Annotated in this window: 22 protein-coding genes; 9 read left to right on the top strand and 13 right to left on the bottom strand. The window is 50.5% G+C overall.

Translation table 11 applies throughout. The annotated features are described in order from the left end of the window. Positions 1 to 4 precede the first annotated feature (4 nt). Together purF and SU32_RS03865 are read left to right on the top strand one after the other, a co-directional pair. Entirely contained in the window at positions 5 to 1,471 is a 1,467-nt protein-coding gene (purF, locus tag SU32_RS03870; RefSeq protein ID WP_053998021.1) for an amidophosphoribosyltransferase, read from the top strand. An 11-nt stretch (positions 1,472 to 1,482) separates the two neighbouring features. Continuing rightward, positions 1,483 to 2,232, top strand: a complete 750-nt coding sequence (locus SU32_RS03865; RefSeq protein ID WP_053998020.1) for an SDR family NAD(P)-dependent oxidoreductase — start codon at positions 1,483 to 1,485, stop codon at positions 2,230 to 2,232. Positions 2,233 to 2,339: 107 nt separating this feature from the next. On the opposite strand, the gene pssA is transcribed toward SU32_RS03865, so the two are convergent. From pssA to SU32_RS03845, 4 genes are all read right to left on the bottom strand, one after another. Next, positions 2,340 to 3,182 carry a CDP-diacylglycerol--serine O-phosphatidyltransferase gene (gene pssA, locus SU32_RS03860; RefSeq protein WP_053998019.1) on the bottom strand — a complete coding sequence of 281 codons (843 nt, stop codon included), beginning with the start codon at positions 3,180 to 3,182 and terminating at the stop codon, positions 2,340 to 2,342. Positions 3,183 to 3,194: 12 nt separating this feature from the next. Beyond that, entirely contained in the window at positions 3,195 to 3,893 is a 699-nt protein-coding gene (locus SU32_RS03855) for a phosphatidylserine decarboxylase (RefSeq protein WP_053998018.1), read from the bottom strand. Between the two features lie 76 nt (positions 3,894 to 3,969). Beyond that, complete coding sequence (locus SU32_RS03850) at positions 3,970 to 5,862, bottom strand: ABCB family ABC transporter ATP-binding protein/permease (protein ID WP_053998017.1); 1,893 nt, start codon at positions 5,860 to 5,862, stop codon at positions 3,970 to 3,972. A 106-nt stretch (positions 5,863 to 5,968) separates the two neighbouring features. Continuing rightward, positions 5,969 to 7,768, bottom strand: a complete 1,800-nt coding sequence (locus SU32_RS03845) for a LysM peptidoglycan-binding domain-containing protein (protein ID WP_053998016.1) — start codon at positions 7,766 to 7,768, stop codon at positions 5,969 to 5,971. Positions 7,769 to 7,906: 138 nt separating this feature from the next. Between SU32_RS03845 and SU32_RS03840 the strand changes: the two genes are divergently transcribed. Next, entirely contained in the window at positions 7,907 to 8,491 is a 585-nt protein-coding gene (locus SU32_RS03840; RefSeq protein ID WP_053998015.1) for an LOG family protein, read from the top strand. A gap of 13 nt (positions 8,492 to 8,504) precedes the next feature. Here the strand turns inward: SU32_RS03840 and rarD are convergent, their stop codons facing one another. The 8 genes from rarD to SU32_RS03800 all read right to left on the bottom strand — a co-directional run bounded on the left by rarD (position 8,505) and on the right by SU32_RS03800 (position 16,027). Further along, complete coding sequence (gene rarD, locus SU32_RS03835) at positions 8,505 to 9,413, bottom strand: EamA family transporter RarD (protein WP_053998014.1); 909 nt, start codon at positions 9,411 to 9,413, stop codon at positions 8,505 to 8,507. A gap of 95 nt (positions 9,414 to 9,508) precedes the next feature. Further along, entirely contained in the window at positions 9,509 to 11,140 is a 1,632-nt protein-coding gene (gene cimA, locus SU32_RS03830) for a citramalate synthase (RefSeq protein ID WP_053998013.1), read from the bottom strand. Further along, positions 11,140 to 12,099 carry a prolyl aminopeptidase gene (pip, locus tag SU32_RS03825; protein ID WP_053998012.1) on the bottom strand — a complete coding sequence of 320 codons (960 nt, stop codon included), beginning with the start codon at positions 12,097 to 12,099 and terminating at the stop codon, positions 11,140 to 11,142. The genes cimA and pip overlap by 1 nt, the downstream gene beginning before the upstream one ends. Further along, entirely contained in the window at positions 12,096 to 12,485 is a 390-nt protein-coding gene (locus SU32_RS03820; protein WP_053998074.1) for a VOC family protein, read from the bottom strand. The genes pip and SU32_RS03820 overlap by 4 nt, the downstream gene beginning before the upstream one ends. 65 nt (positions 12,486 to 12,550) lie before the next feature. After that, positions 12,551 to 13,036 (bottom strand): GFA family protein, encoded by a 486-nt coding sequence (locus tag SU32_RS03815; RefSeq protein ID WP_082376407.1) that lies wholly within the window; start codon positions 13,034 to 13,036, stop codon positions 12,551 to 12,553. After that, a complete protein-coding gene (locus tag SU32_RS03810) occupies positions 13,033 to 13,488 on the bottom strand; it encodes a GFA family protein (protein ID WP_053998010.1) in 456 nt (151 codons plus the stop codon). The genes SU32_RS03815 and SU32_RS03810 overlap by 4 nt, the downstream gene beginning before the upstream one ends. Before the next feature lie 9 nt (positions 13,489 to 13,497). After that, complete coding sequence (gene cysS / locus SU32_RS03805; protein ID WP_053998009.1) at positions 13,498 to 14,898, bottom strand: cysteine--tRNA ligase; 1,401 nt, start codon at positions 14,896 to 14,898, stop codon at positions 13,498 to 13,500. Between the two features lie 370 nt (positions 14,899 to 15,268). Continuing rightward, entirely contained in the window at positions 15,269 to 16,027 is a 759-nt protein-coding gene (locus SU32_RS03800) for an SOS response-associated peptidase (protein ID WP_053998008.1), read from the bottom strand. An 89-nt stretch (positions 16,028 to 16,116) separates the two neighbouring features. On the opposite strand from SU32_RS03800, the gene SU32_RS03795 reads away from it, so the two are divergent. After that, complete coding sequence (locus tag SU32_RS03795) at positions 16,117 to 16,350, top strand: hypothetical protein (RefSeq protein WP_144421025.1); 234 nt, start codon at positions 16,117 to 16,119, stop codon at positions 16,348 to 16,350. Positions 16,351 to 16,452: 102 nt separating this feature from the next. Here the strand turns inward: SU32_RS03795 and SU32_RS03790 are convergent, their stop codons facing one another. Further along, positions 16,453 to 16,998 carry a DUF2799 domain-containing protein gene (locus SU32_RS03790; RefSeq protein ID WP_082376404.1) on the bottom strand — a complete coding sequence of 182 codons (546 nt, stop codon included), beginning with the start codon at positions 16,996 to 16,998 and terminating at the stop codon, positions 16,453 to 16,455. A 151-nt stretch (positions 16,999 to 17,149) separates the two neighbouring features. Here SU32_RS03790 and SU32_RS03785 point away from each other — a divergent pair, with 151 nt between their 5' ends. The 5 genes from SU32_RS03785 (at position 17,150) to SU32_RS03765 (ending at position 20,325) form a co-directional block, all read left to right on the top strand. Next, a complete protein-coding gene (locus SU32_RS03785) occupies positions 17,150 to 17,587 on the top strand; it encodes an NUDIX hydrolase (protein WP_053998005.1) in 438 nt (145 codons plus the stop codon). 56 nt (positions 17,588 to 17,643) lie between these two features. Then, positions 17,644 to 18,630, top strand: coding sequence for a DUF3179 domain-containing protein (locus tag SU32_RS03780; protein ID WP_245625485.1), 987 nt, complete (start codon positions 17,644 to 17,646; stop codon positions 18,628 to 18,630). Between the two features lie 22 nt (positions 18,631 to 18,652). Next, positions 18,653 to 19,099 carry a TIGR02301 family protein gene (locus SU32_RS03775; RefSeq protein ID WP_082376402.1) on the top strand — a complete coding sequence of 149 codons (447 nt, stop codon included), beginning with the start codon at positions 18,653 to 18,655 and terminating at the stop codon, positions 19,097 to 19,099. A gap of 111 nt (positions 19,100 to 19,210) precedes the next feature. Beyond that, complete coding sequence (locus SU32_RS03770) at positions 19,211 to 19,474, top strand: hypothetical protein (RefSeq protein WP_053998003.1); 264 nt, start codon at positions 19,211 to 19,213, stop codon at positions 19,472 to 19,474. A 146-nt stretch (positions 19,475 to 19,620) separates the two neighbouring features. Then, on the top strand, positions 19,621 to 20,325 hold the full coding sequence (locus tag SU32_RS03765; RefSeq protein ID WP_211097671.1) for a hypothetical protein: 705 nt from the start codon (positions 19,621 to 19,623) through the stop codon (positions 20,323 to 20,325). Positions 20,326 to 20,358 lie beyond the last annotated feature (33 nt).

Here is a 20,358-nt window from a genome sequence, read left to right as displayed (position 1 = left end):
TATCATGACACATACAACCGACCACGAAGCAGACGATCATTTTCACGACGAATGCGGCGTGTTCGGCATCTATGGCCGCTCCGATGCCGCATCGTTTACAACGCTTGGCCTTCATGCGCTGCAACATCGCGGCCAGGAGGCAGCAGGAATTGTTACCTATGATAATGGCCAGTTTCATATTGAACGCCATGTGGGTTTGATCGGTGATACGTTCACCAAGCCTTCAGTCATTGAACGTCTGCCGGGTGACCGGTCCATCGGACATACGCGCTATGCCACGACCGGCGGATCATCACTGCGCAACATTCAACCACTGTTTGCGGAACTTGATGGCGGCGGCCTGACAGTTGCGCATAACGGCAACATTACCAATGCACTGACCGTGCAGCGCGAGCTTCAACGAAAAGGTGCCATTTTCTCATCAACTTCTGACACAGAAACCATTCTGCATCTTGTCGCGATGAGTGAGAAGAAAGACATTCTTTCCAAATTTCAGGAAGCCATTGTACAGCTTGAAGGCGCTTTTTCACTGGTGGCTCTGACTGCCAAAAAACTGATCGGTTGCCGTGATCCGCTCGGTATCCGACCTCTCGTTCTGGGCGATCTGGACGGGTCATGGATTCTGGCCTCAGAAACCTGTGCTCTTGATATTATGGGCGCGCGCTTTGTGCGTGATATCAAGCCCGGTGAACTGGTTTGCATTACCGACAAAGGCATTGACAGCTACTTCCCGTTTAAGGCGCAGGAAGAACAAAAATCCCGCTTCTGTATTTTTGAGTATGTTTATTTTGCCCGCCCTGACAGCAATATTGAAGGGCGCAATGTCTATGATGTGCGCAAGCAGATCGGCGTTGAGCTGGCCAATGAAGAGCCCTGCAATGCCGATATTGTCGTGCCTGTTCCGGACAGCGGCGTACCGGCAGCAATCGGTTTTGCCCAAGGCGCCAATATTCCGTTCGAACTCGGCATTATCCGTAACCATTATGTCGGCCGGACATTTATTCAGCCGACAGACGCCATCCGCCATATGGGCGTGAAGTTGAAGCACAATGCGAACCCGTTCGTGCTGGAAGGCAAAAGTGTCGTTCTGGTTGATGACAGTATTGTGCGCGGCACAACGTCGAAAAAGATTGTGCAAATGGTGCGTGAAGCCGGTGCCCGTGAAGTGCATATGCGCATTGCTTCTCCGCCAACAATGTCGCCTTGTTTCTATGGCGTCGATACACCGGAAAAGTCGAAACTTCTTGCATCCCGTATGACCGTTGAAGAAATGGCTGAATTTATTCGCGTCGATTCACTGTCGTTCCTGTCCATTGACGGGCTTTACCGTGCTGTTGGCGAAGTTAACCGTAATGCGGATGTGCCTCAGTTCTGCGATGCCTGTTTTACGAACCAGTACCCTACCCGCTTGCTGGACCAAGACGGTCCGGACAATGTGCGTAAACTATCGCTGCTGGCCAACAATAACTGATCGGTGTTTTTATGAGTCTTGCCAAACCTGATTTATCGGGCCGTCTGGCCTTGGTTACCGGTGCGTCACGCGGCATTGGTTACCAGTTCGCGCTTCAACTGGCCGAGGCCGGTGCAGAAGTTATTGCCGTTGCGCGTACGGTTGGCGGGCTTGAGGAACTTGATGACAGCATCAAGGAAAAAGGCGGAAAATGCACATTGGTGCCGCTTGATCTCAAAGATCTGGAAGGAATTGACCGGCTGGGCGGCGTGATCGCAGAGCGCTGGGGAAAGCTGGACATTCTGATGGCCAATGCCGGCGTTCTCGGCACCATTTCACCGGTGGGGCATGTTAAGGCCAAGACATTTGACGAATTGATGACTGTCAATCTGAACAGCGTTTGGCGTTTAATTCGCACCACTGACCCGCTGTTGCGCCAGTCTGATGCTGGACGCGCTATTTTGATGTCATCAAGCGTTGCCCATTCGGCACGTGCTTATTGGGGGCCATATGCCGCCTCTAAAGCTGCAATCGAAATTCTAGGACGTACATGGGCAGCGGAAACAGAAAAAACGCCTTTGCGCGTCAATAATGTAAACCCCGGCGCGACACGCACCCATATGCGCGCACAGGCGATGCCTGGCGAAAAAGCTGAAAGCCTGCCGACAGCGCAGGAAACAGCTTCAAAAATCATCCCGCTAACCTCACCAGAGCTAACGCAAACAGGTATGCTCTGGGATGTTCCGACACAAAGCTGGCAGAACTATCATCTGCCTTCCTAAGTTACGTTAGAACGTGTCTGCTTTTCACTGAATCGCATCCACGCTCTAACCCTTTGATTGGCCGCATGTCCGGGCGGAAAACCGGTTCCCACTTTTCCTGACATGCTCTAGCTGCTCTGAGCTTCCTCATCGGATTCGGTTTTCTCCACGGCATATTTTTGCGCGTCTTTCCGGTACATATGAACCGAATAGGGCAAAAATGCCAAATAGGCACATGCGGAAAGCGTTAGCGTTGTCCATGTGAAGTTGGCCAATGCGGCAACGTATAAGACAACAATCAGCATAATCGGCATAACCGCCGAACGTGCTATGCCGCCGACCGTTTTCGCGCTCCATACAGGCAGATTTGATACCATCAGGAAGCCAATAATGATTGTGTAAACCGAAACAAATGATGCGGTTACCCAGTCAGCCGCTAGGCCGAGAAAACCAATATAAACAGGCAATAAAACCAGCAAAGCGGCTGCCGGTGCCGGAATGCCGGTAAAGTAAGCCTTTTGCCATTTGGGTCTGGCATGATCATCAAGCGTGATATTGAACCTAGCCAGACGCAAGGCGGCAGCGATGACATAAATCAAAGCGGCAATCCAGCCGAATTGCTTGGTTTCATCGAGAACATAAATGTAAAGGATCAGTGCGGGTACGCAGCCAAAATTAATGACATCGGCAAGCGAATCCATTTCGGCACCGAATTTTGAAGATGCTTTTAAAAGACGCGCAATACGCCCGTCCATCCCGTCCAGCAAAGCGGCAACGAGCGTAAGGCCGATCGCGGCCTCGAACCGTTGTTCAAATGCCATTCTCACAGCCGACAGTCCGGCGCAGATGGCCAGCACAGTAACAATGTTCGGCACCAGATAGCGCAAAGGAATTTCACGCAATCGCTTGCGTTGATTTTCATTATATTTCTCAGGGCCATCCGGCTCAAAAGGCGGAAAGGCGTCATCCATCGACATGCGTTATCAACCTTTGCGCGTAACGCGCAGTTTATAATCATTGCCAAAACCGGCCAGAACCGTTTCGCCCGCTATCGCATTTTGGCCAACGGCAACCTGCGGCACAGCAGATTTCGGCAAGTAGATATCAAGTCTCGAACCAAAACGGATTAAACCAAAACGCTCACCTGTCGCGACCTGTTCGCCTTCATTGATGAAGCACAAGATACGGCGCGCAACCAATCCGGCCACCTGTACCGTTGCGATTTGGCCATGCGGGCTTTCAATCACCAGCCCGTTGCGCTCATTCTCGCGGCTTGCCTTATCAAGATCCGCATTGAGGAACTTACCGGGTTTGTAGGCAATTTTGGACACCTCGCCCCTCACCGGTGCGCGGTTAACATGAACCGAAAAGACATTCATGAAAACTGAAATGCGGGTCCACTCATCATCGCCAAGTTCCAACTCCTCAGGCGGCACAGCCGGTCCAATCGCTGAAACAACACCGTCTGCGGGGCTTACCACAATATCATCGTCAATCGGGGTCGTGCGTTCCGGATCCCTGAAAAAGTAGGTACACCAAGCCGTTAAAACCAAGCCGACAAAGAACAGTGGCTCCCAAATTAAACCCAGAACAATAGTGACCAAGGCAAATATGCCGATAAAAGGCCACCCTTCGCGGTGGATAGGGACCAAGACTTTTTGAATACTGTCAACCAGACTCATATTTTACGCTCTAACGGTTTCATTTATGTTTTCAAACGCTGCGGAAACTATACAGCGCCTATTAGCGGATTCGGCATCAGCTATCGCTTGTTTTCTTGCGTAAGACAACACCGAGCTCATCAGCTTCCTGTGCTTTACGCAAGCGCTGCTCCGCTTCGGTTGCCTCCATCTGGCGCTCCCACATTTTGGCATATAGGCCATCTTTCAGCTTCATCAATTCAGCATGGCGGCCGCGTTCTGCAATCAAACCATCCCTCAAAACGATGATCTCATCACATTTAATAACGGTGGACAACCGGTGCGCGATAACCAATGTCGTGCGCCCTTTCGAGACTTCATCCAATGAATCCTGAATTTCCTGCTCGGTCGCTGTATCAAGCGCTGATGTCGCTTCGTCCAGAATCAGGATCGGCGGCGCCTTTAAAATAGTTCTGGCAATTGCGACACGCTGTTTTTCTCCGCCTGAAAGCTTCAAGCCGCGCTCACCGACCATCGCGTTAAAGCCATCGGGCACCGTGCGTACAAAATTGCCGATCTGTGCAAGCTCCGCCGCTTTTTCAATTTCTTCCTGGCTCGCATCAGGCCGCCCATAGCGGATATTATAAGCCAGTGTGTCATTGAATAGAACAGTATCCTGCGGGACCATGCCTATGGCTGCACGCAGGGATTTTTGCGTTACGTCGCGCAGATCGTGACCGTCAATCGTGATGGCACCTTTCTGCACATCATAAAAGCGGAACAGCAAACGTGATAGCGTCGATTTGCCTGCGCCTGAAGGCCCGACAATCGCAACGGATTTTCCGGCAGGCACTTCAAATGAAATGCCCTTTAATATCGGCCGGTTTTCATCATAAGCAAAATAAACATCATTGAATTTGATGTTGCCATTTTCGATGACCAAAGGCTGCGCATCGGGTGCGTCCTGCACTTCAGCATCGACATCCAACAGGTCGAACATTTGCTCAATATCCGTCAGGCCTTGGCGAATTTCGCGATAAATAAAGCCGATAAAGTTAAGCGGAATGGAAAGCTGCATCAGCATGGCGTTGATAAATACGAAATCACCAATCGTGCTCTCACCGGCAATCACGGATCTGGCAGACATCCACATCATGACAAGCATACCCGCCCCGAAAATGACGCCCTGCCCGAAGTTAAGCCAGCCTAGCGACGTCCAGACGCGGGTGGCCGACCGTTCATAGCTTGCCATTGACTTGTCAAAGCGCTCGGCTTCCATGTCTTCATTGCCGAAATATTTGACCGTCTCAAAGTTCAGCAGTGAATCAATTGCTTTTGAATTTGCATCCGTATCGGAGTCGTTCATGTCGCGCCGAATTTGAATGCGCCAGTCCGATGCCCGGATTGTAAACCATGAATAACCGAAAACGGTCAGTGCCGTTACAGCGACATATTCCCACCCATAGTTGAAACCAAAGATAGCGGCGACGAGTGCGAACTCCAATATTGTTGGCAGTGTGTTGAGGATTGTGAAGCGTACGATTGCTTCAATGCCTTTTGTGCCGCGCTCAATGATACGTGACAGACCGCCGGTGCGGCGCTCCAAATGAAAGCGCAGCGACAGGCGGTGCATATGTTTGAACGTTTTATGCGCGAGCTGGCGCACAGCATATTGGCCAACAGAGGCAAAAAGCGCATCGCGCAATTGTTGAAAACCGACATTGACAACGCGAAAGACATTATAGGCAACAACCAGCATAATCGGCCCGAGCAAAATTGCCGGAACCCAGCTGTCTACCGCAAAATCCAGTTCGCCATTAAGAGCATCGGTCGCCCATTTGAAACTGTAGGGCACAAGCATCAGGATAAGCTTGGAAATAACAAGATAAAATGCTGCCCATAAAACGCGCCGCTTAAGGTCCGGGCGTTCGGATGGCCACATATAAGGCCACAGATTCGCTATCGTTTTAAACGTACCGCTATTGTCGGTCGTTACGGTTTTCTTTGCCAAGGGAACAGCCTTTAGTCGTGAAGGTTTAGCGCGGCAAAAGCCTCTGCTGTGGTAAGTCTAATTTGGGTCTGTGCGCACACAAAACAAGGTGCGTGCGCTATGAAGTTTAGTTTGCAGCCGTATCCGATTCATCTGCATTTTCAGGCAAGGCAAATACTTGGCCGGGCCAGATTTTATGCGGGTTTTTAATCTGATCCTCATTTGCCTGATAAATTGTTGTGTACTTTATTCCGCGCCCGTAAACACGTCTGGATATCTGCCAAAGCGTATCTCCCCGCCGGATAATCACCGACGAATCAACAGGCTTCAAACGCTCATTTACATTGCCTGTCGTTTGAATGTCGGCTGGCTTTTGAGTTGCAGCAACTTGTTGCTCTGTAGCCGGCTGTGACTGCGGTGCGGTGCTTTCCGCAACCTGATCGTCGGTGACATTTTCCCTCGGGCTGGCTGCAACTTCGGCCTTTGTTGGTGTATCCTCCACGTTGCTTACCGTTGCAGGTGCATTGTTGTCGTCTGAAGCCTCTGCGGTTGCGCTGCTGTCCGGCGCGGTGTCAGCAGGTTCGGATGAAATTTCCGGTGCATTGTCAGGTAGTTCGGGTGCTTTTGGAACCGCCACAGCGGCGAGTTTTGTCCCTTCAGCACGGGCAAAAGGCACAGCGGCGCGGCTGACAACATCGACGCCGTTTTCGCTTAGCCTGTCAGCACGAATAACATAGTCACCGACAGGCAAATTGCGGTTGGCTTCGACCAGAAAGCGGCCTTCATCATTTGCAATATCTTCGCCCAACACGATCTCATTGGCATAAACCCGGATGCGCGCGCCCGCATCAGTTGCACCGGCCACAAAGACTTTTTCGCCGTCAATTTCCACCGCTTCAATGCGAACCAGTTCACCTGCTTTTTGTTGCGGCGGCTCTTCCTGTAAAGGTTCATTTTCGGCGATTTGAGCAGCTTCCTCTTCGGGCGCAGCTGGTTTTGGCGTCTCGTTTATTTCTGCAACAGCCTCGTCTTCTTCACTGCCAGCTACTTCAGGTGCTTCGGCGGTTTGCACTGCCTCTTTCGGTTCTAATTTCGTAATCAACCTTGAAGGCGCGCCCGGTGCCTCGACCAAAGCCAAAACGTCATTGCTGCCTTTTTCAGGTATGGAAACAATCGCGGTCTCAAGCGATGTAGCGACCGAACCATCGTTTTGCGTGGCGCGCAAAACAATCTCGTAATCGCCTTGTGCCAACGGCTCGTCGAGTATAGCAACGAACTCACCGCTATTGTTAGATTTGGTTACCGCCAAGGATTTAGAACCGGCAACGATTTCGACATCCGCGTTACTCGCTGCAACGCCTGCAATGACCATATCGCCATTTGGCTCAACACGCAGAATATCAAATGTCGGAACGATGCTTTCAGGCGCAGCTTCAGCCTGTTTCTCAGGCTCGGCTTCAGGTTTCTGCTCAGCTTCCGCAGTAGCTTGCTCGGTCTTTTGCGTGCTCGTTTCCTGCGTGCTGGTTTCCGGCTCGGCAATTGCTGTATCAGACTCTACATCGCTATCAGTCGCAGAAGAACTCTCGGCGGTGTTTTCGCTTTCATCGGCAACAGAAGGCTTTTCGGTAACTTCCGTCTCTTCGGGCGCAACAGCTTTTTCTTCTACAGCCCCAGCCTCTTCTTCGACCTGCAAACGCTCTTGCTTTGGCTCTGACGGCTCCATCTCAGCCTTTTCAGTTTCCGCAGGTTTTTCATCCTGTGGTTCAGGCGTAGTCTCAGCGGCATTTTCAGTGACATCACTTGACGCAGAAATGGATTTAAACGGCTCAAGCAGTTTATTGGGATCACCCAGATAACCGGATGCACCCAGCCCGGTTAATCCGATAACGCCTGCAAACAGCCAAACTCCTATACTTTCTTTACCCATAACTGCCCCTGAATTTTATCCGCTGCCACTAGCCGCACTTTTGTTCCTTATATGTCTACCTCTTAAAGCGCTGAATCGCAAATGACTCTATGAACTTGCAAGCCTTGACCGGAAAAGGTCTGTCAGCCACAAGGCGGTATGAAAAAAATAGAATCTATATGTGTTTATTGCGGCTCCTCCTCGGGTGTCGACACGAGTTTTGAAGCTGCGGCACGCCAGCTTGGCAAGTCTATGGCCGAACGCGGTATCCGGCTTGTTTATGGCGGTGGAACGCATGGCCTGATGGGCGCTGTCGCTGGCGGCGTCATGGAACATGGCGGCAAGGTGACCGGCATCATCCCTGATTTTCTGATGCGTCATGAACGTTCACCCGATGCAATGGATCAGCTTGATGATTTCATTGTTACGCAGGATATGCATACCCGCAAACAGCTTATGTTTGAACGTGCTGATGCGTTTATCACCCTGCCCGGCGGCATTGGCACATTGGAAGAAGTTGTCGAAATGATAACATGGGGGCAGCTTGACCGGCATAACAAGCCCATCGCCTTTGCCAATCTGAACGGTTTCTGGAATCCGTTCATCACGCTGATCGACCATATGGCAGAAGGCGGTTTTCTACATTCGCAGAACAAGATCAAACCGCTTTTCATTGACGATATTGATGCTGTTGTGCCAGCGATTATTGATGAAGCCGCTTCACGGAAGCCTGTCGCGGTTTAGCAATATTTGGATATCACTTAGCCGCTTTAAACAGGGACCATGTATAAAGTGCCAAGCCGGTCCAAATGAAACCGAATGCAATGGCCTGTATGCTGGAGAACGGCTCTCCAAACACGAACACCGCTGTTAAAAAAATCATCGTTGGCGCGATATATTGCAAGATTCCCATTGTCGTATAGCGCAATTGCTTGGCACCAAACGCATAAAGAATAAGCGGAATAGCGGTTGCCGGGCCTGCAAACATCAATAGTCCCATATCGCCCCATCCGGTTTGTCCGAAATGCCCGTTACCTGTGGCATTGATCCAGAAAACGACGACTAAAGCGGGGATGGCAAGAATAATAACTTCGAGCAAAAAGCCTTGTGTCGGTCCAACGGGTAGTGTTTTGCGTAAATACCCGTAGATACCGAACGAACCTGCAAGCGCCAAAGATACCCAAGGCAATTTCCCCGCACCAAATGTCAGAAAACAAACTGCAATAACGGCACAGACAACGGCCGCCATTTGTAGCTTTGTAAAGCGTTCGCCCAGTAGAACCACGCCCAACAACACATTGATCAGCGGGTTGATATAATAGCCCAACGCGCCCTCAATTGCGCGTCCTTCCGCAATTGCCCACACATAGACACCCCAGTTGATCGAGATCAATGCGGCTGTCACACATGCCATAAGCAAGGTGCGCGGGCTTTTTAATGCCGCTTTCAAATCTTCTGTGCGCTTGAGCCAAAGTACGATTATGCCTGCGACAGGAATCGACCACAAAACACGATGTGCGACCACCTCCACGGCGGGCATATGATCGACCATCTTCATGTAAAGCGGCAGAAAACCCCATAAAACATAAGCGCCTATCGCATAGGCAAAGCCTGCGAGCGGTTCGCGGGCTTGTTGGGCAGTCTCATGAGAAAAGGTCGGGCGCATCTCATTGCCATATCCAATTTCCTCATAATATGCATGATAAAAATTGACATGGTTTCAAAACAAATGACGGGCACTATTATAGGGGTATGAAAACCTTACTCTGCGGCGCTCAGACCGGCTGTGCCTCTGTTTTTCAACAGTTTGAAAGTAATTGAATCCATCAGCGCGATGAATGATGCGTCAATAATATTGTCGCTGACACCAACGGTCCACCAGCGTTTGCCGCTGACATCGGTTGATTCAATCAATACGCGGGTGATCGCCTCGGTGCCGCCGTTCAAGATACGCACCTTATAGTCCACCAGTTCCAAATCCTGGATTTCAGCCTGATATTTGCCAAGATCTTTACGCAGCGCCAGATCCAGCGCGTTCACCGGGCCATGCCCTTCCGAAACGCTCATATGCTGGACACCGTCGACAGTCACCTTAACAACGCCTTCCGACACTGTAATAAGCTGTCCGGAGGCATTGTGGCGACGTTCCACCCCAATGCGGTAGCTGTCCACGCTGAAAAATGTGGGCACTTCACCCAGTGTGCGTCTTGCCAAAAGCTCAAAACTTGCGTCAGCGCCTTCATAGGAATAGCCGGAGGCTTCGCGCTCTTTGACGATCGCGATCAGCGTATCAAGGCGCGAATCATCTTTGCGCACATTAATGCCGTGGCGTGCCAACACGTTCAGGAAATTCGATTTACCGCCCTGATCCGACACCATCACGCGGCGCGTATTGCCTATGCGATCCGGTTCAACATGCTCGTAAGTTGCCGGATCTTTTAATAGTGCGGACGCATGGATGCCTGCCTTCGTGGCGAAGGCCGAAGCGCCAACATAAGGCGACTGGCTGGCTGGCGCACGGTTGAGCAATTCATCAAAGGAGCGGGAAAGATGAGTCAGTTCGCTCAGTTTTTCTTCTGTAATGCCGGTTTCAAAACGCGCTGACCATTTATCTTTCAAGGCAAGTGTCGCAATCAATGTGATCAGATTTGCGTTACCGCACCGTTCGCCCAGGCCATTCAGCGTGCCTTGAATTTGCCGTGCGCCCGCATCAACCGCAGCGAGTGAGTTTGCCACCGCCTGCTCGGTATCATTGTGGGCGTGGATGCCCAATCTGTGGCCGTCGATACCGGCCGCAATCACCTCTTTGACGATATTGCGCACTTCATCGGGCTGCGTGCCGCCATTTGTATCACACAGCACGACCCAGCGCGCACCCGCGTCATAAGCTGTTTTGGCGCAGGAAATTGCATAGTCCGGATTGGCTTTATAGCCGTCAAAGAAATGCTCGCAGTCCACATAAGCTTCCTTGCCTGCTTTGACGGTCGCCTGAACAGACTGCGTTATGTTTTCAAGATTTTCGTCATTGCTGCATCCAAGCGCAACGCGCACATGATAATCCCAGGCTTTTGCAACAAAACAGACAGCATCCGAATTGGAGGCAATAAGCGCTGCCAAGCCCGGATCATTCGACGCTGACACACCGGCACGTTTGGTCATGCCAAAGGCTACAAACTTCGCTTTTTGAGTGCGTTTTTTAGCAAAGAAATCTGTATCGGTGGGATTTGCCCCCGGATAACCGCCCTCGATATAATCAAGGCCGAAAGCATCCAACATATCGGCAACGGCAATTTTGTCATCGACCGAAAAGTCGACGCCCGGTGTTTGTTGACCGTCACGCAAGGTCGTGTCGAACAGGTAAACCCGCTGTTTTTTGTTGTTATTTTCAGCCATTAGTCAGTCTTGCCTGCATAACGATCAGTTGCACGGATAAGCTGGTCTAAAATACCCGGCTCCGAAAATGCATGGCCCGCGCCTTCTATCAGGTGGAAATCAGCTCTCGGCCACGCTTTGTGTAATTCCCATGCAACACGTGCCGGACATGGCATGTCATAGCGGCCGTGGACTATTGTTCCTTCAATGTCAGCCAGCTTATGCGCTTCACGCAGCAATTGGCCTTCGTCCAGCCAGCCACCATGGACAAAAAAGTGGTTCTCAATACGTGCGAATGCCAGTGAGAACTGATCTTCATGAAATTTATCACTGGTTGACGGTTCAGGCAAAAGCGTAATCGTTTCGCCTTCCCATGCGCTCCAGGCTTTGGCCGCGGCCATTTGCGCTTCGCGGTCATCTCCGACAAGACGCTTGCGGTAGGCTTGCATCATTTCGCCGCGTTCCGCCTCTGGTATCGGTGCGCAGAAACGCTCCCATTTTTCCGGAAACATCTCTGAAACACCGAATTGATAATACCAATCGAGTTCAGCACGCGTCAGTGTATAAATGCCGCGCACGACAAGCTCGCTCACGCGGTCGGGGTGCTTTTCAGCATATGAAAGCGCGAGGGTTGAACCCCATGAGCCGCCAAAGACGAGCCATTTCTCAACGCCGATCATCTCTCTAAAGCGCTCGATATCGTCAATCAGATGCCACGTAGTATTATTTTCCAATGACGCGAAGGGTGTGGATTTTCCGCATCCGCGCTGATCGAACAAAATCACATCATATAGTGCCGGATCAAAAAGCCTTCTGTGAACGGGCGCAAAGCCGCCGCCCGGGCCGCCATGCAGAAAAACAGCCGGTTTCGCGCCCTTGGTTCCCACGCGTTCCCAATAGATTGAATGACCGTCGCCGGTATCCATAAAACCGCTGTCGAAAGGCTCCAGCTCCGGATAAAGTGTACGTAATTCGCTCATTCTGTTTCCGCTTTATGGCATACGGCTTCGATATTGTTTCCTTCCGGATCCAGCACGAAGGCACCGTAATAATTTTCATGATAATGTGGGCGGGGTCCGGGCGCACCATTGTCAGAACCGCCCGCTTTTAAGGCTGCTTCATAAAAAGCATCAACGGCGGCGCGGTTTGATGCTGAAAAAGCAAAGTGCACCGGTGGTTTTTGGGTTTCACCTTCACTCAACCAGAATTGAGGACGCTGTGCACCATAGCCAACCACACGCTTGCCGTCCGTATATTCCTTGGGAACTTCGGCCAGCATGGAAAATCCTAGAGCGGTAAGAGCCTGATCATAAAACGCAATCGCTTTGCCTATATGTGCTACGCTGATACCTGAATGATCAATCATATCCTGGCCCACCCCTTTTCCATGCTCCTAGTAAATCAGGATGACAGTGAGCGCAATGCAGACCGTCAGGAGTTTTGTGGCCACTCCTTGGTATCATGATCGGGATGTTGATGGTTTGTCGCTGCAATTTCTTTTACGGAATAACCATCGAGCTCTTCTGACTCTTCTGTTTCTCTTCCCGTTTGCGCACAGATTGCGCCCAGCCACGAATATTGTGCTTCGCTGCCATAGGTTGAAACAGGCGGCACTGCATTGGGATCGTCCAAAGAGCCAAGCGTTACCGCCATGCCGTCGTGACCCACTGTCTCGAAAAAGAGCGGTGTACCACAATTGCTGCAAAAGCCGCGCCGGACGGGACCGGAAGAATGGAACCATGACGCCTCGCCCCGCGTGATATGAAAATCATCGCGTTTAACGCCGCCGAGCGGCATGAAATAATTGCCTGCGGCCTTCTGGCACATCCGGCAGTGACATAGATGCGGGTCTTGAACCTTTGACGTCAATTTGTAGCGTACCGCGCCGCATTGGCACCCGCCTGTCAGTTCTGTCATTGTTTTGGCCATTCTTTTGTCTCGTGATCGGGATGTTGATTGGAGATAACACCGACATTCCATTCAGCGTTTTCATCCAGCACCATTGGTTCGACTTCAGGTAATTCGAAAAGCCCGATAGTGGCACTGCAGCGGTCCGGCAGGTTCACCTGAACTTGCGGCGGCGCAATGGAAGGATCGTCCAATGTTCCGATTGCAAGCTCGATGCCGCCGTCAAATTCATAGGTAAGCGGCGTGCCGCAATTATCGCAAAACCCGCGCCAGTTGCGATTTGACGAATGAAAATGCTTTGGCTTGCCGCGTGTCCAAACGATATTGTTTGCCGATACCAGCGGGCCGAAAAATCCGCCAAATGCCTTCTGGCACATGCGGCAATGGCAAATGGATGCCCTGCCCAGACTATCAGCCTGATATCGTATAGCGCCGCACTGGCACCCGCCTGTTATTACCATCACAAACCTCTACCGTTTGATCTCCCACGTCGTGACGCGCTCGCCGGTTTCTGAGTCTTTTGAATCCTTTAGCTGGATTCCTTGAGACAGCAGTTCATCGCGGATACGGTCCGCTTCAGCAAAGTTTTTCTCAGCAAAGAAAGCAAGACGTTCTGCGATTGCCGTTTCTATCACGGATACATCCACATCGCTTTCTGCTTTGCTGCGCTTTATACCGAGCATTTCAAAGGCCTGCGCAAGCGCGCTCCCTGATAGGCTGCTGAGTTTTGCGATTGCGTCCGAACTGTTCAAATCATCGGCAAGTGCATTGATCACCGTATTTAATTCACCGGCATTATTGCCTTCGTCAACTTTGCGCCAGAGCTTCTTAAGCACGGCCTCGGCCTCTTCCAGACGCTTTATGCTAAAATCAATCGGCTCTCTATAATGCGTCATCAGCATAGCAAGGCGCAGCACTTCGCCCGGCCATTTGCGACCGCCGAATTTGTCCGTATGGAGCAATTCGTGAATTGTCACAAAGTTGCCGACGGACTTTGACATCTTTTTACCTTCGACCTGAAGGTAGCCGTTGTGCATCCAGTAATTCGCCATTTTCTGTGTGCCATGCGCGCAGCAGCTTTGCGCGATTTCGTTCTCATGATGCGGGAAAATAAGGTCCAAACCACCGCCATGAATATCGAAAGTTTTGCCCAAATAGGCATCGCTCATTGCAGAACATTCAATATGCCAGCCGGGACGGCCGTGAATTGTTTCGCCGTTAAACACCGCATCCCAGCCCGGCTCATTCGCACTGGACTCTTTCCATAAAACAAAGTCGCCCGCATTTTTCTTGTGGTCTTTGGCTTCAATGCGCGCGCCTGCCTGCTGGTCCTCAAGTTTGCGGTTGGACAATGCGCCATAGCTGTCCATGGATGTCACATCGAAAAGCACTTCCCTGCCTTCGCTGCCCGTTGCGATATAAGCATGGTTTTTATCCAGCAGATTTTGAATGAGCGTAACCATATCGGACTTGCCGTCCGTACGTGGCAGCACGAACTCGGTAGCGCGTGGCTCGATCGTTGGGGGCAGACAGCCCAGTGCCTCCACATCTTTGCGGTACTGATCGGCCGTTTTTTCCGTAACGTTGCGAATGGCTTCATTGAGCGGCAAATCAGGAAAATCACGTAGCGCACGCGCGTTAATTTTGTCATCCACATCGGTGATATTGCGGACATATGTGACGTGCTTTTCACCATAGACATGGCGCAGCAGACGATAAAGCACATCGAAAACGATAGCCGGCCGCGCATTACCAATATGTGCGAAATCATAAACGGTAGGACCGCAGACATACATACGCACATTACCGGCATCGATCGGCTCGAATGTTTCTTTGTTTCGTGTCAGCGTATTGTAAAGGCGCAAGTCCATCAGATTGATTCCAGTGAGTTGAAACCGCCACCCTAGTGTAGCGGGCAAATTATCAAAATGTGCATAGCATTGATTGTTAAAGCTTCAAGCTTAACAGAAGTACCAAAGCTATATTCCTGCCAGATATTGCTCAATCAGCCTTTCACAGCATGAAAAACTGTGGTGCGGCCAGTTATGTTTACCAAGTCGTAAATTATTTTATCAACATACTATGCATTGCGCCAATTTAAGGTTACCAAACGTCATCCCGCGTAAGCGGGAGCCAGGTATCCTGCGATGGAGTTTGCGCCCCATTTTTCATCGCTACTCTGTTTTCTCTCGGACCAGGGGAAACATATTAGGATACCTGGTCCCCTTCGCTTCTTTCTATTTAGAATAACGATCCTTGCGCATCGTCTGCCGGTTTGGTTTCTTTCTTTTGTGCGAAATCTTTTGGCGTAACAGGTGTCTGGATATCCGGCGTTGTATTAGAGGCCTTATTTACCAAATCCGACACGGCAATTGCTTCAAACATACCTTCTTGTGGCGCATGTAACAGATCAGAAATATGCCGCGGCTCCTGATTGCGGCAATCAAGCCAACGCTGAAAGTTGGCTTCTCCAACGGCAATTGGCATACGGTGGTGGATAGAGGAGAACTCCTTGTTTGCTGGTGCGGTTAAGAATGCAGCCGTGTCGATCTCCGCACCGTCCTTATTCATATATGTTTCCGCCAATCCGGCGAAGCCAACAAGCCCACAGCTCTTGGGCCGCACCCAATAGGCTTGGCTCTGGCCGGTTTGCTTGTCACGCTTCCATTCGTAAAACCCTGAGGCGGGAATTAAAATGCGGCGATGCCGCATCGCATTCTTAAACGATGCCTTTGTCGCGGCGGTTTCACTGCGCGCATTAATAAGCAATGGAAAGTCACCCGGATCTTTTACCCATGCCGGTAATAGACCCCACCGCATCAAAAGCGCATCGCGTTCCGGCAGATTTGACCCTGCCTCTCGCGGAAGGCCTGCTGATATGGTCATAATCGGTTGCGTCGGCGCAATATTGTAACGCGGGGGGAAATCCTCGACCCCGGCCACAGCAAATACATTTTGCAGCTCTTCCGAACTATGGATGAGCGAGAAGCGTCCACACATAAGTTTTCAATCCGTAACCAATTGCTATCACACCGCGCGCAACCAAAAACATGTTCTCGCATTTTTCCAATATATCGAAAAGGAGAAGTATGATGAAACGTCTACTACCAATTATGTCTGCAGCCGCTGCAATGCTAGCCGTTGCGGCTTGCTCTCAGGACGGCGGCACTCAAACTGGTGCCGACACGACGAACCCGCCTCTTGAACAAGAAAGCACAGGCGCGATCAATGATGATGCAGTAGCACCTGCTGACGATGTGCAGATAAAACCTGCCCCGGATGCTGAGCTACAGCCGACAGATCCGTCTGCAACGCCTCAATAAGCGGTTGTAGCGATTCATATTGGCCTCCCTCTAGCCAAATCCTCCCGCCCGAAGCCAATGGTGTTTCCCTCGCACCATTGGCTTTTTCATGCGGAACCAGACTTAAAACCGGCTATACAGAAACCGGTCTACAGCGCGTTCGGCATCATTGATCCGGTTTTGCAGTTCAAACTGCCTATTACGCTTGATTTCCAATTGCAGTTGCAATCTTACGCGATCTTTGCCCTTAGCTTCCGAAATGGCGACAATATCATCATCGATTTCACGTTTGAGAGATGCTTGCGCTTGTTTAGCGTCATAGACGTTTCTACCAAGACGATAGCCTTCATTGAAATTCGCTGAAAGTTCGACGGGGCAGGAATTGCTGTTAAAGCGACCGCTGCGCCCCTTCTCCACACCATTAGATGGTGTGCAATATTGGCGAATACCCAAGTCCCAACCGGAACGCCAAGCTTCGCGATCAGGCGTAATGCCGTATTCTACACAGGCTTCGGCATGTGCGTTGATGGTGTTAACAGATTTGCCGCTCGCGCCGTCAGCATTACCCAATGTATACCAGTCAGTTGTGTTACATTGATCTTCGTTCAAGGTCGCACAACCAGCTAAAATTGCCGCCAGCAATGTGGCGATAACAAAACGATACATCATATTTTCGCCAAGCCCTTTTAAGCTCGCCCCCTCTCAATTCAAAGTAACTATTGATACCCAATAAACATTGGAAATGGAAACCGTTAAGGGTAGCAATAGTTAGAATTTACTACTGGTAAGAAATTCTTTCCGAAAGTATTGGTTTAAATACATGCGCAAGCCAACTCTAAAACCCCAAGTAGCTGTTTCGATTGCAGCTCGGAACGCGGACAATGGTGCATTTCTTTTGGTCAAGCGCGGCCGTGCGCCCTCAAAGGGGAAATGGGCGTTTGCCGGCGGACGCGTCGAATTTGGAGAGACGCTTGTTGATGCTGCAATACGTGAGTTGCACGAAGAGACAGGTCTTGTAGCAAGCAATGTCACCTTCTTTGCGCCTGTTGAAATCATAAACAATGATGCAGGCGCCGATTACCATTACATTTTATGTGTCCATACAGGCACGGCGCGCGGAACACCAATTGCCGGTGATGATGCGGCAGACGTGCGCTGGGTAGCACTTGAGGATTTTGATGATTTTGACGTGACAGACTCAACGCTGGATTTTGCCCAGCGCATTGCCCGACGAGACCAGTCAAGCAATTGTGATTGATCTTTAATAGGCGAATTCCGCAGCGGTCTGCATACTCCTAGCCAAACGGGAGAGTGATGATGCAGAGATTTTTCACAATTTTTGGCCTTGTCTTTTTAATGGTGATTGGTTTTTTAAGCACCGGCCAAGCCGATCCAATTCAATGGACGCAGGAAGGCTGGAAAACCGATTTCTCCAAAACCTCCATTGATCTTGCGCGTGTTTCAAGCGGCGGGCCTCCGCGCGATGGTATTCCATCAATTGATAACCCGCAGTTCAAAGCTCCAAGTGAAATCGACTTTCTATCGGATAGCGAGCCTGTCATCGGGCTAACAATCAATGGCGAGGCCAAAGCCTACCCCTTACAAATTCTGACATGGCATGAAATCGTCAATGATGTCGTCGGCGATGTTCCGGTGGCGGTTACCTATTGTCCGCTGTGCAATTCATCGATCGTGTTTGACCGGCGCGTTGACGGCGAAACCTTGGAATTTGGCACAACCGGCAAACTAAAAGACTCCAATCTGATTATGTATGATCGCGGCGGCGACAATTGGTGGCAACAATTTACCGGCGAAGCTATCGTTGGCGAGGCAACCGGCAAAAAGCTGAAATTAATCCCGTCACGCCTGCAATCCTATGCAGAATTTAAGACCGAGAATCCGGCTGGCGTGGTTCTTGTTCCCAACAATTCCAACTATCGTGATTACGGGCGTAACCCCTATGCAGGCTATGATGGCAGCGGCGCGCCATTTCTATATGATGGCCAGCTTCCCGACTATATTAACCCGATGGAACGCGTGGTGATTATCCGCAATAGCGGCGATCAACCTATTATCATCACAATGAATAAAATAGCAGAAGCGGGTAAGCTGACGATTGAGGATTACACGTTGACCTGGACGGCTGGACAAAACTCGGCGCTTGATCAAAGCGATATTCAGAACGGCCGCGATGTCGGCACTGTCCTTGTTCAACAGAACGGAAAAGACGTTGTCTATGATGTGACATTCGCTTTTGTTGCGCATGCATTTCATCCCGACGTACAAATATCTCAAAAATAACACTTTTTTCTGGTGTTATTTCATGAAACAAGATCAAATCTGTATTCAGGAGCGCGTGTTCAGGTTGAATTATTCGAGGCGGCAGAATTTTTTCAAGCAAATAGCTGCATTGCTCGCAGCTATATTGCTTTGCGCGGCATCGCCTATCGCGTCATTCGCACAAACCAATGCTGCGCCCTATGATGAGCGTTTGGCGCGGCTTGCTGAAGTGCTCGGCTCCATCCATTATTTGCGCAATCTGTGCGGCGACGTATCCAATGAATGGCGCGAAGAGATGGAAGCGCTTTTGACCGTTGAAAGACCAGACCCGAACCGCCGTGCGCAGCTGATTTCCAGCTTTAATAAAGGCTATCGCGGTTTTGACAGCGTTTATACAAGCTGCACACCGCAAGCATTGGAGGCAGTTGACGCCTATATGAATGAAGGCAGAGCACTGGCAATCGAGACCAATAACCGCTATGCCCAGTGATGTTTACCAAGAGTAAATCTATCAGTTCACCGGCAGTTACAATCGTATTTTTTGTGTTACTGTGTATTTTAAAGATTAAAGAGTTTAGGCAATCGCCTTTGAGTTAGTGTTATGATTACCGACGAAAAATTAGAAGAGCTTGACGAAGTCATTGCCAATGAGAAGCGGGTTGCTGCGCGCGAAGTTCATAATGAAGCTTGGGCAGACGGTATGATGGAGGGTATAGACGCGTCCATTCTCGCCGATGCTGCTATTGCAACAGCTATGGAAGAGATGATCCGCACCGAAGGTGAAGATGCAGCGTTAGAGCTCGCCGATACGCTTAGGGAGCGCATTTTATCCGGTGAGTTTTTGCCCTACCGCACAATTCAATAGTCTGAAGACACGTTCCTGCTCCGGCTAAACGCAAAAAATTCATGTAAAATATTTGGCGACCGCAATGCGTTTTGATTGAAACTCGGTTACACTTACATTTCGGCAATTTCTATTATTTTCGAACTGGCAAGAATGTGCGGAAGACTGTGAACACCAAGACGTTTTTTACACTAATTACCGCCGCGGCGCTTTTCCTGCCCGCCACTGCTGCTCTGACGCAAGACAATGACGGCAAAGCGCCGCCGTCGGTTATGGTGCCCTTACCAGACCCGATTCAAAGGGGTTTTGATCCCAACAATCCATTGGATTTTGAGCGGCCGCCTGAAGCTAATCCTGCGCGAAATCCGGCGCAATCCCAGACCGGTTTTGGTGATGCCGACCAGAAAATCGAAATTCTTTATGATGTTGACGAACTGCCATTTGCTGTTCGCCGTATGCGTGAACTGATCATGGAAGCGGCCCGATCCGGTGACCCTGAACAATTGCGGCCTTTGATCGGCAAAGGCTCCGATATTACACGGCTGTCACTGACCGATATTGAAGGCGATCCGATTAATTACATTCAATCGGTATCAGGCGACAAAGAAGGCCATGAAATTTTGGCCATATTACTTGAAGTCATGGAAGCCGGGTTTTCACGTCTGGATGGCGGCACTGAAAACGAACTTTATGTGTGGCCCTATTTTTATGCTGTCCCATTGCAGGATTTAACCCCGCCGCAACGTGTTGAGCTTTTCAAACTGGTAACCGCCGGCGATTATGAAGACATGGTGTCATTTGGCGCCTATATATTCTTTCGCGTTGGCATCACACCGGAGGGCCGCTGGCTCTTTTTTGTCGCCGGTGACTAGGCTCGTTAAATTCCACTGCGCTAAATTTTCCAT

Source organism: Ahrensia marina, from assembly GCF_001293565.1.
GTDB classification, from domain to species: Bacteria; Pseudomonadota; Alphaproteobacteria; order Rhizobiales; family Rhizobiaceae; genus Ahrensia; species Ahrensia marina.
The sequence above is the reverse complement of the archived record's forward strand: the minus strand, read 5'-3'. Positions and strand labels throughout refer to the sequence as shown.

Bases quoted from the DNA above. Each gene is read 5' to 3' on its own strand.
- purF (WP_053998021.1), top strand. From the start codon at position 5: ATGACACATACAACCGACCACGAAGCAGACGATCATTTTCACGACGAA.
- SU32_RS03865 (WP_053998020.1), top strand. From the start codon at position 1,483: ATGAGTCTTGCCAAACCTGATTTATCGGGCCGTCTGGCCTTGGTTACC.
- pssA (WP_053998019.1), bottom strand. From the start codon at position 3,182: ATGGATGACGCCTTTCCGCCTTTTGAGCCGGATGGCCCTGAGAAATAT.
- SU32_RS03855 (WP_053998018.1), bottom strand. From the start codon at position 3,893: ATGAGTCTGGTTGACAGTATTCAAAAAGTCTTGGTCCCTATCCACCGC.
- SU32_RS03845 (WP_053998016.1), bottom strand. From the start codon at position 7,768: ATGGGTAAAGAAAGTATAGGAGTTTGGCTGTTTGCAGGCGTTATCGGA.
- SU32_RS03840 (WP_053998015.1), top strand. From the start codon at position 7,907: ATGAAAAAAATAGAATCTATATGTGTTTATTGCGGCTCCTCCTCGGGT.
- rarD (WP_053998014.1), bottom strand. From the start codon at position 9,413: ATGCGCCCGACCTTTTCTCATGAGACTGCCCAACAAGCCCGCGAACCG.
- cimA (WP_053998013.1), bottom strand. From the start codon at position 11,140: ATGGCTGAAAATAACAACAAAAAACAGCGGGTTTACCTGTTCGACACG.
- pip (WP_053998012.1), bottom strand. From the start codon at position 12,099: ATGAGCGAATTACGTACACTTTATCCGGAGCTGGAGCCTTTCGACAGC.
- SU32_RS03820 (WP_053998074.1), bottom strand. From the start codon at position 12,485: ATGATTGATCATTCAGGTATCAGCGTAGCACATATAGGCAAAGCGATT.
- SU32_RS03815 (WP_082376407.1), bottom strand. From the start codon at position 13,036: ATGACAGAACTGACAGGCGGGTGCCAATGCGGCGCGGTACGCTACAAA.
- SU32_RS03810 (WP_053998010.1), bottom strand. From the start codon at position 13,488: ATGGTAATAACAGGCGGGTGCCAGTGCGGCGCTATACGATATCAGGCT.
- cysS (WP_053998009.1), bottom strand. From the start codon at position 14,898: ATGGACTTGCGCCTTTACAATACGCTGACACGAAACAAAGAAACATTC.
- SU32_RS03800 (WP_053998008.1), bottom strand. From the start codon at position 16,027: ATGTGTGGACGCTTCTCGCTCATCCATAGTTCGGAAGAGCTGCAAAAT.
- SU32_RS03795 (WP_144421025.1), top strand. From the start codon at position 16,117: ATGATGAAACGTCTACTACCAATTATGTCTGCAGCCGCTGCAATGCTA.
- SU32_RS03790 (WP_082376404.1), bottom strand. From the start codon at position 16,998: ATGATGTATCGTTTTGTTATCGCCACATTGCTGGCGGCAATTTTAGCT.
- SU32_RS03785 (WP_053998005.1), top strand. From the start codon at position 17,150: ATGCGCAAGCCAACTCTAAAACCCCAAGTAGCTGTTTCGATTGCAGCT.
- SU32_RS03780 (WP_245625485.1), top strand. From the start codon at position 17,644: ATGATGCAGAGATTTTTCACAATTTTTGGCCTTGTCTTTTTAATGGTG.
- SU32_RS03775 (WP_082376402.1), top strand. From the start codon at position 18,653: ATGAAACAAGATCAAATCTGTATTCAGGAGCGCGTGTTCAGGTTGAAT.
- SU32_RS03770 (WP_053998003.1), top strand. From the start codon at position 19,211: ATGATTACCGACGAAAAATTAGAAGAGCTTGACGAAGTCATTGCCAAT.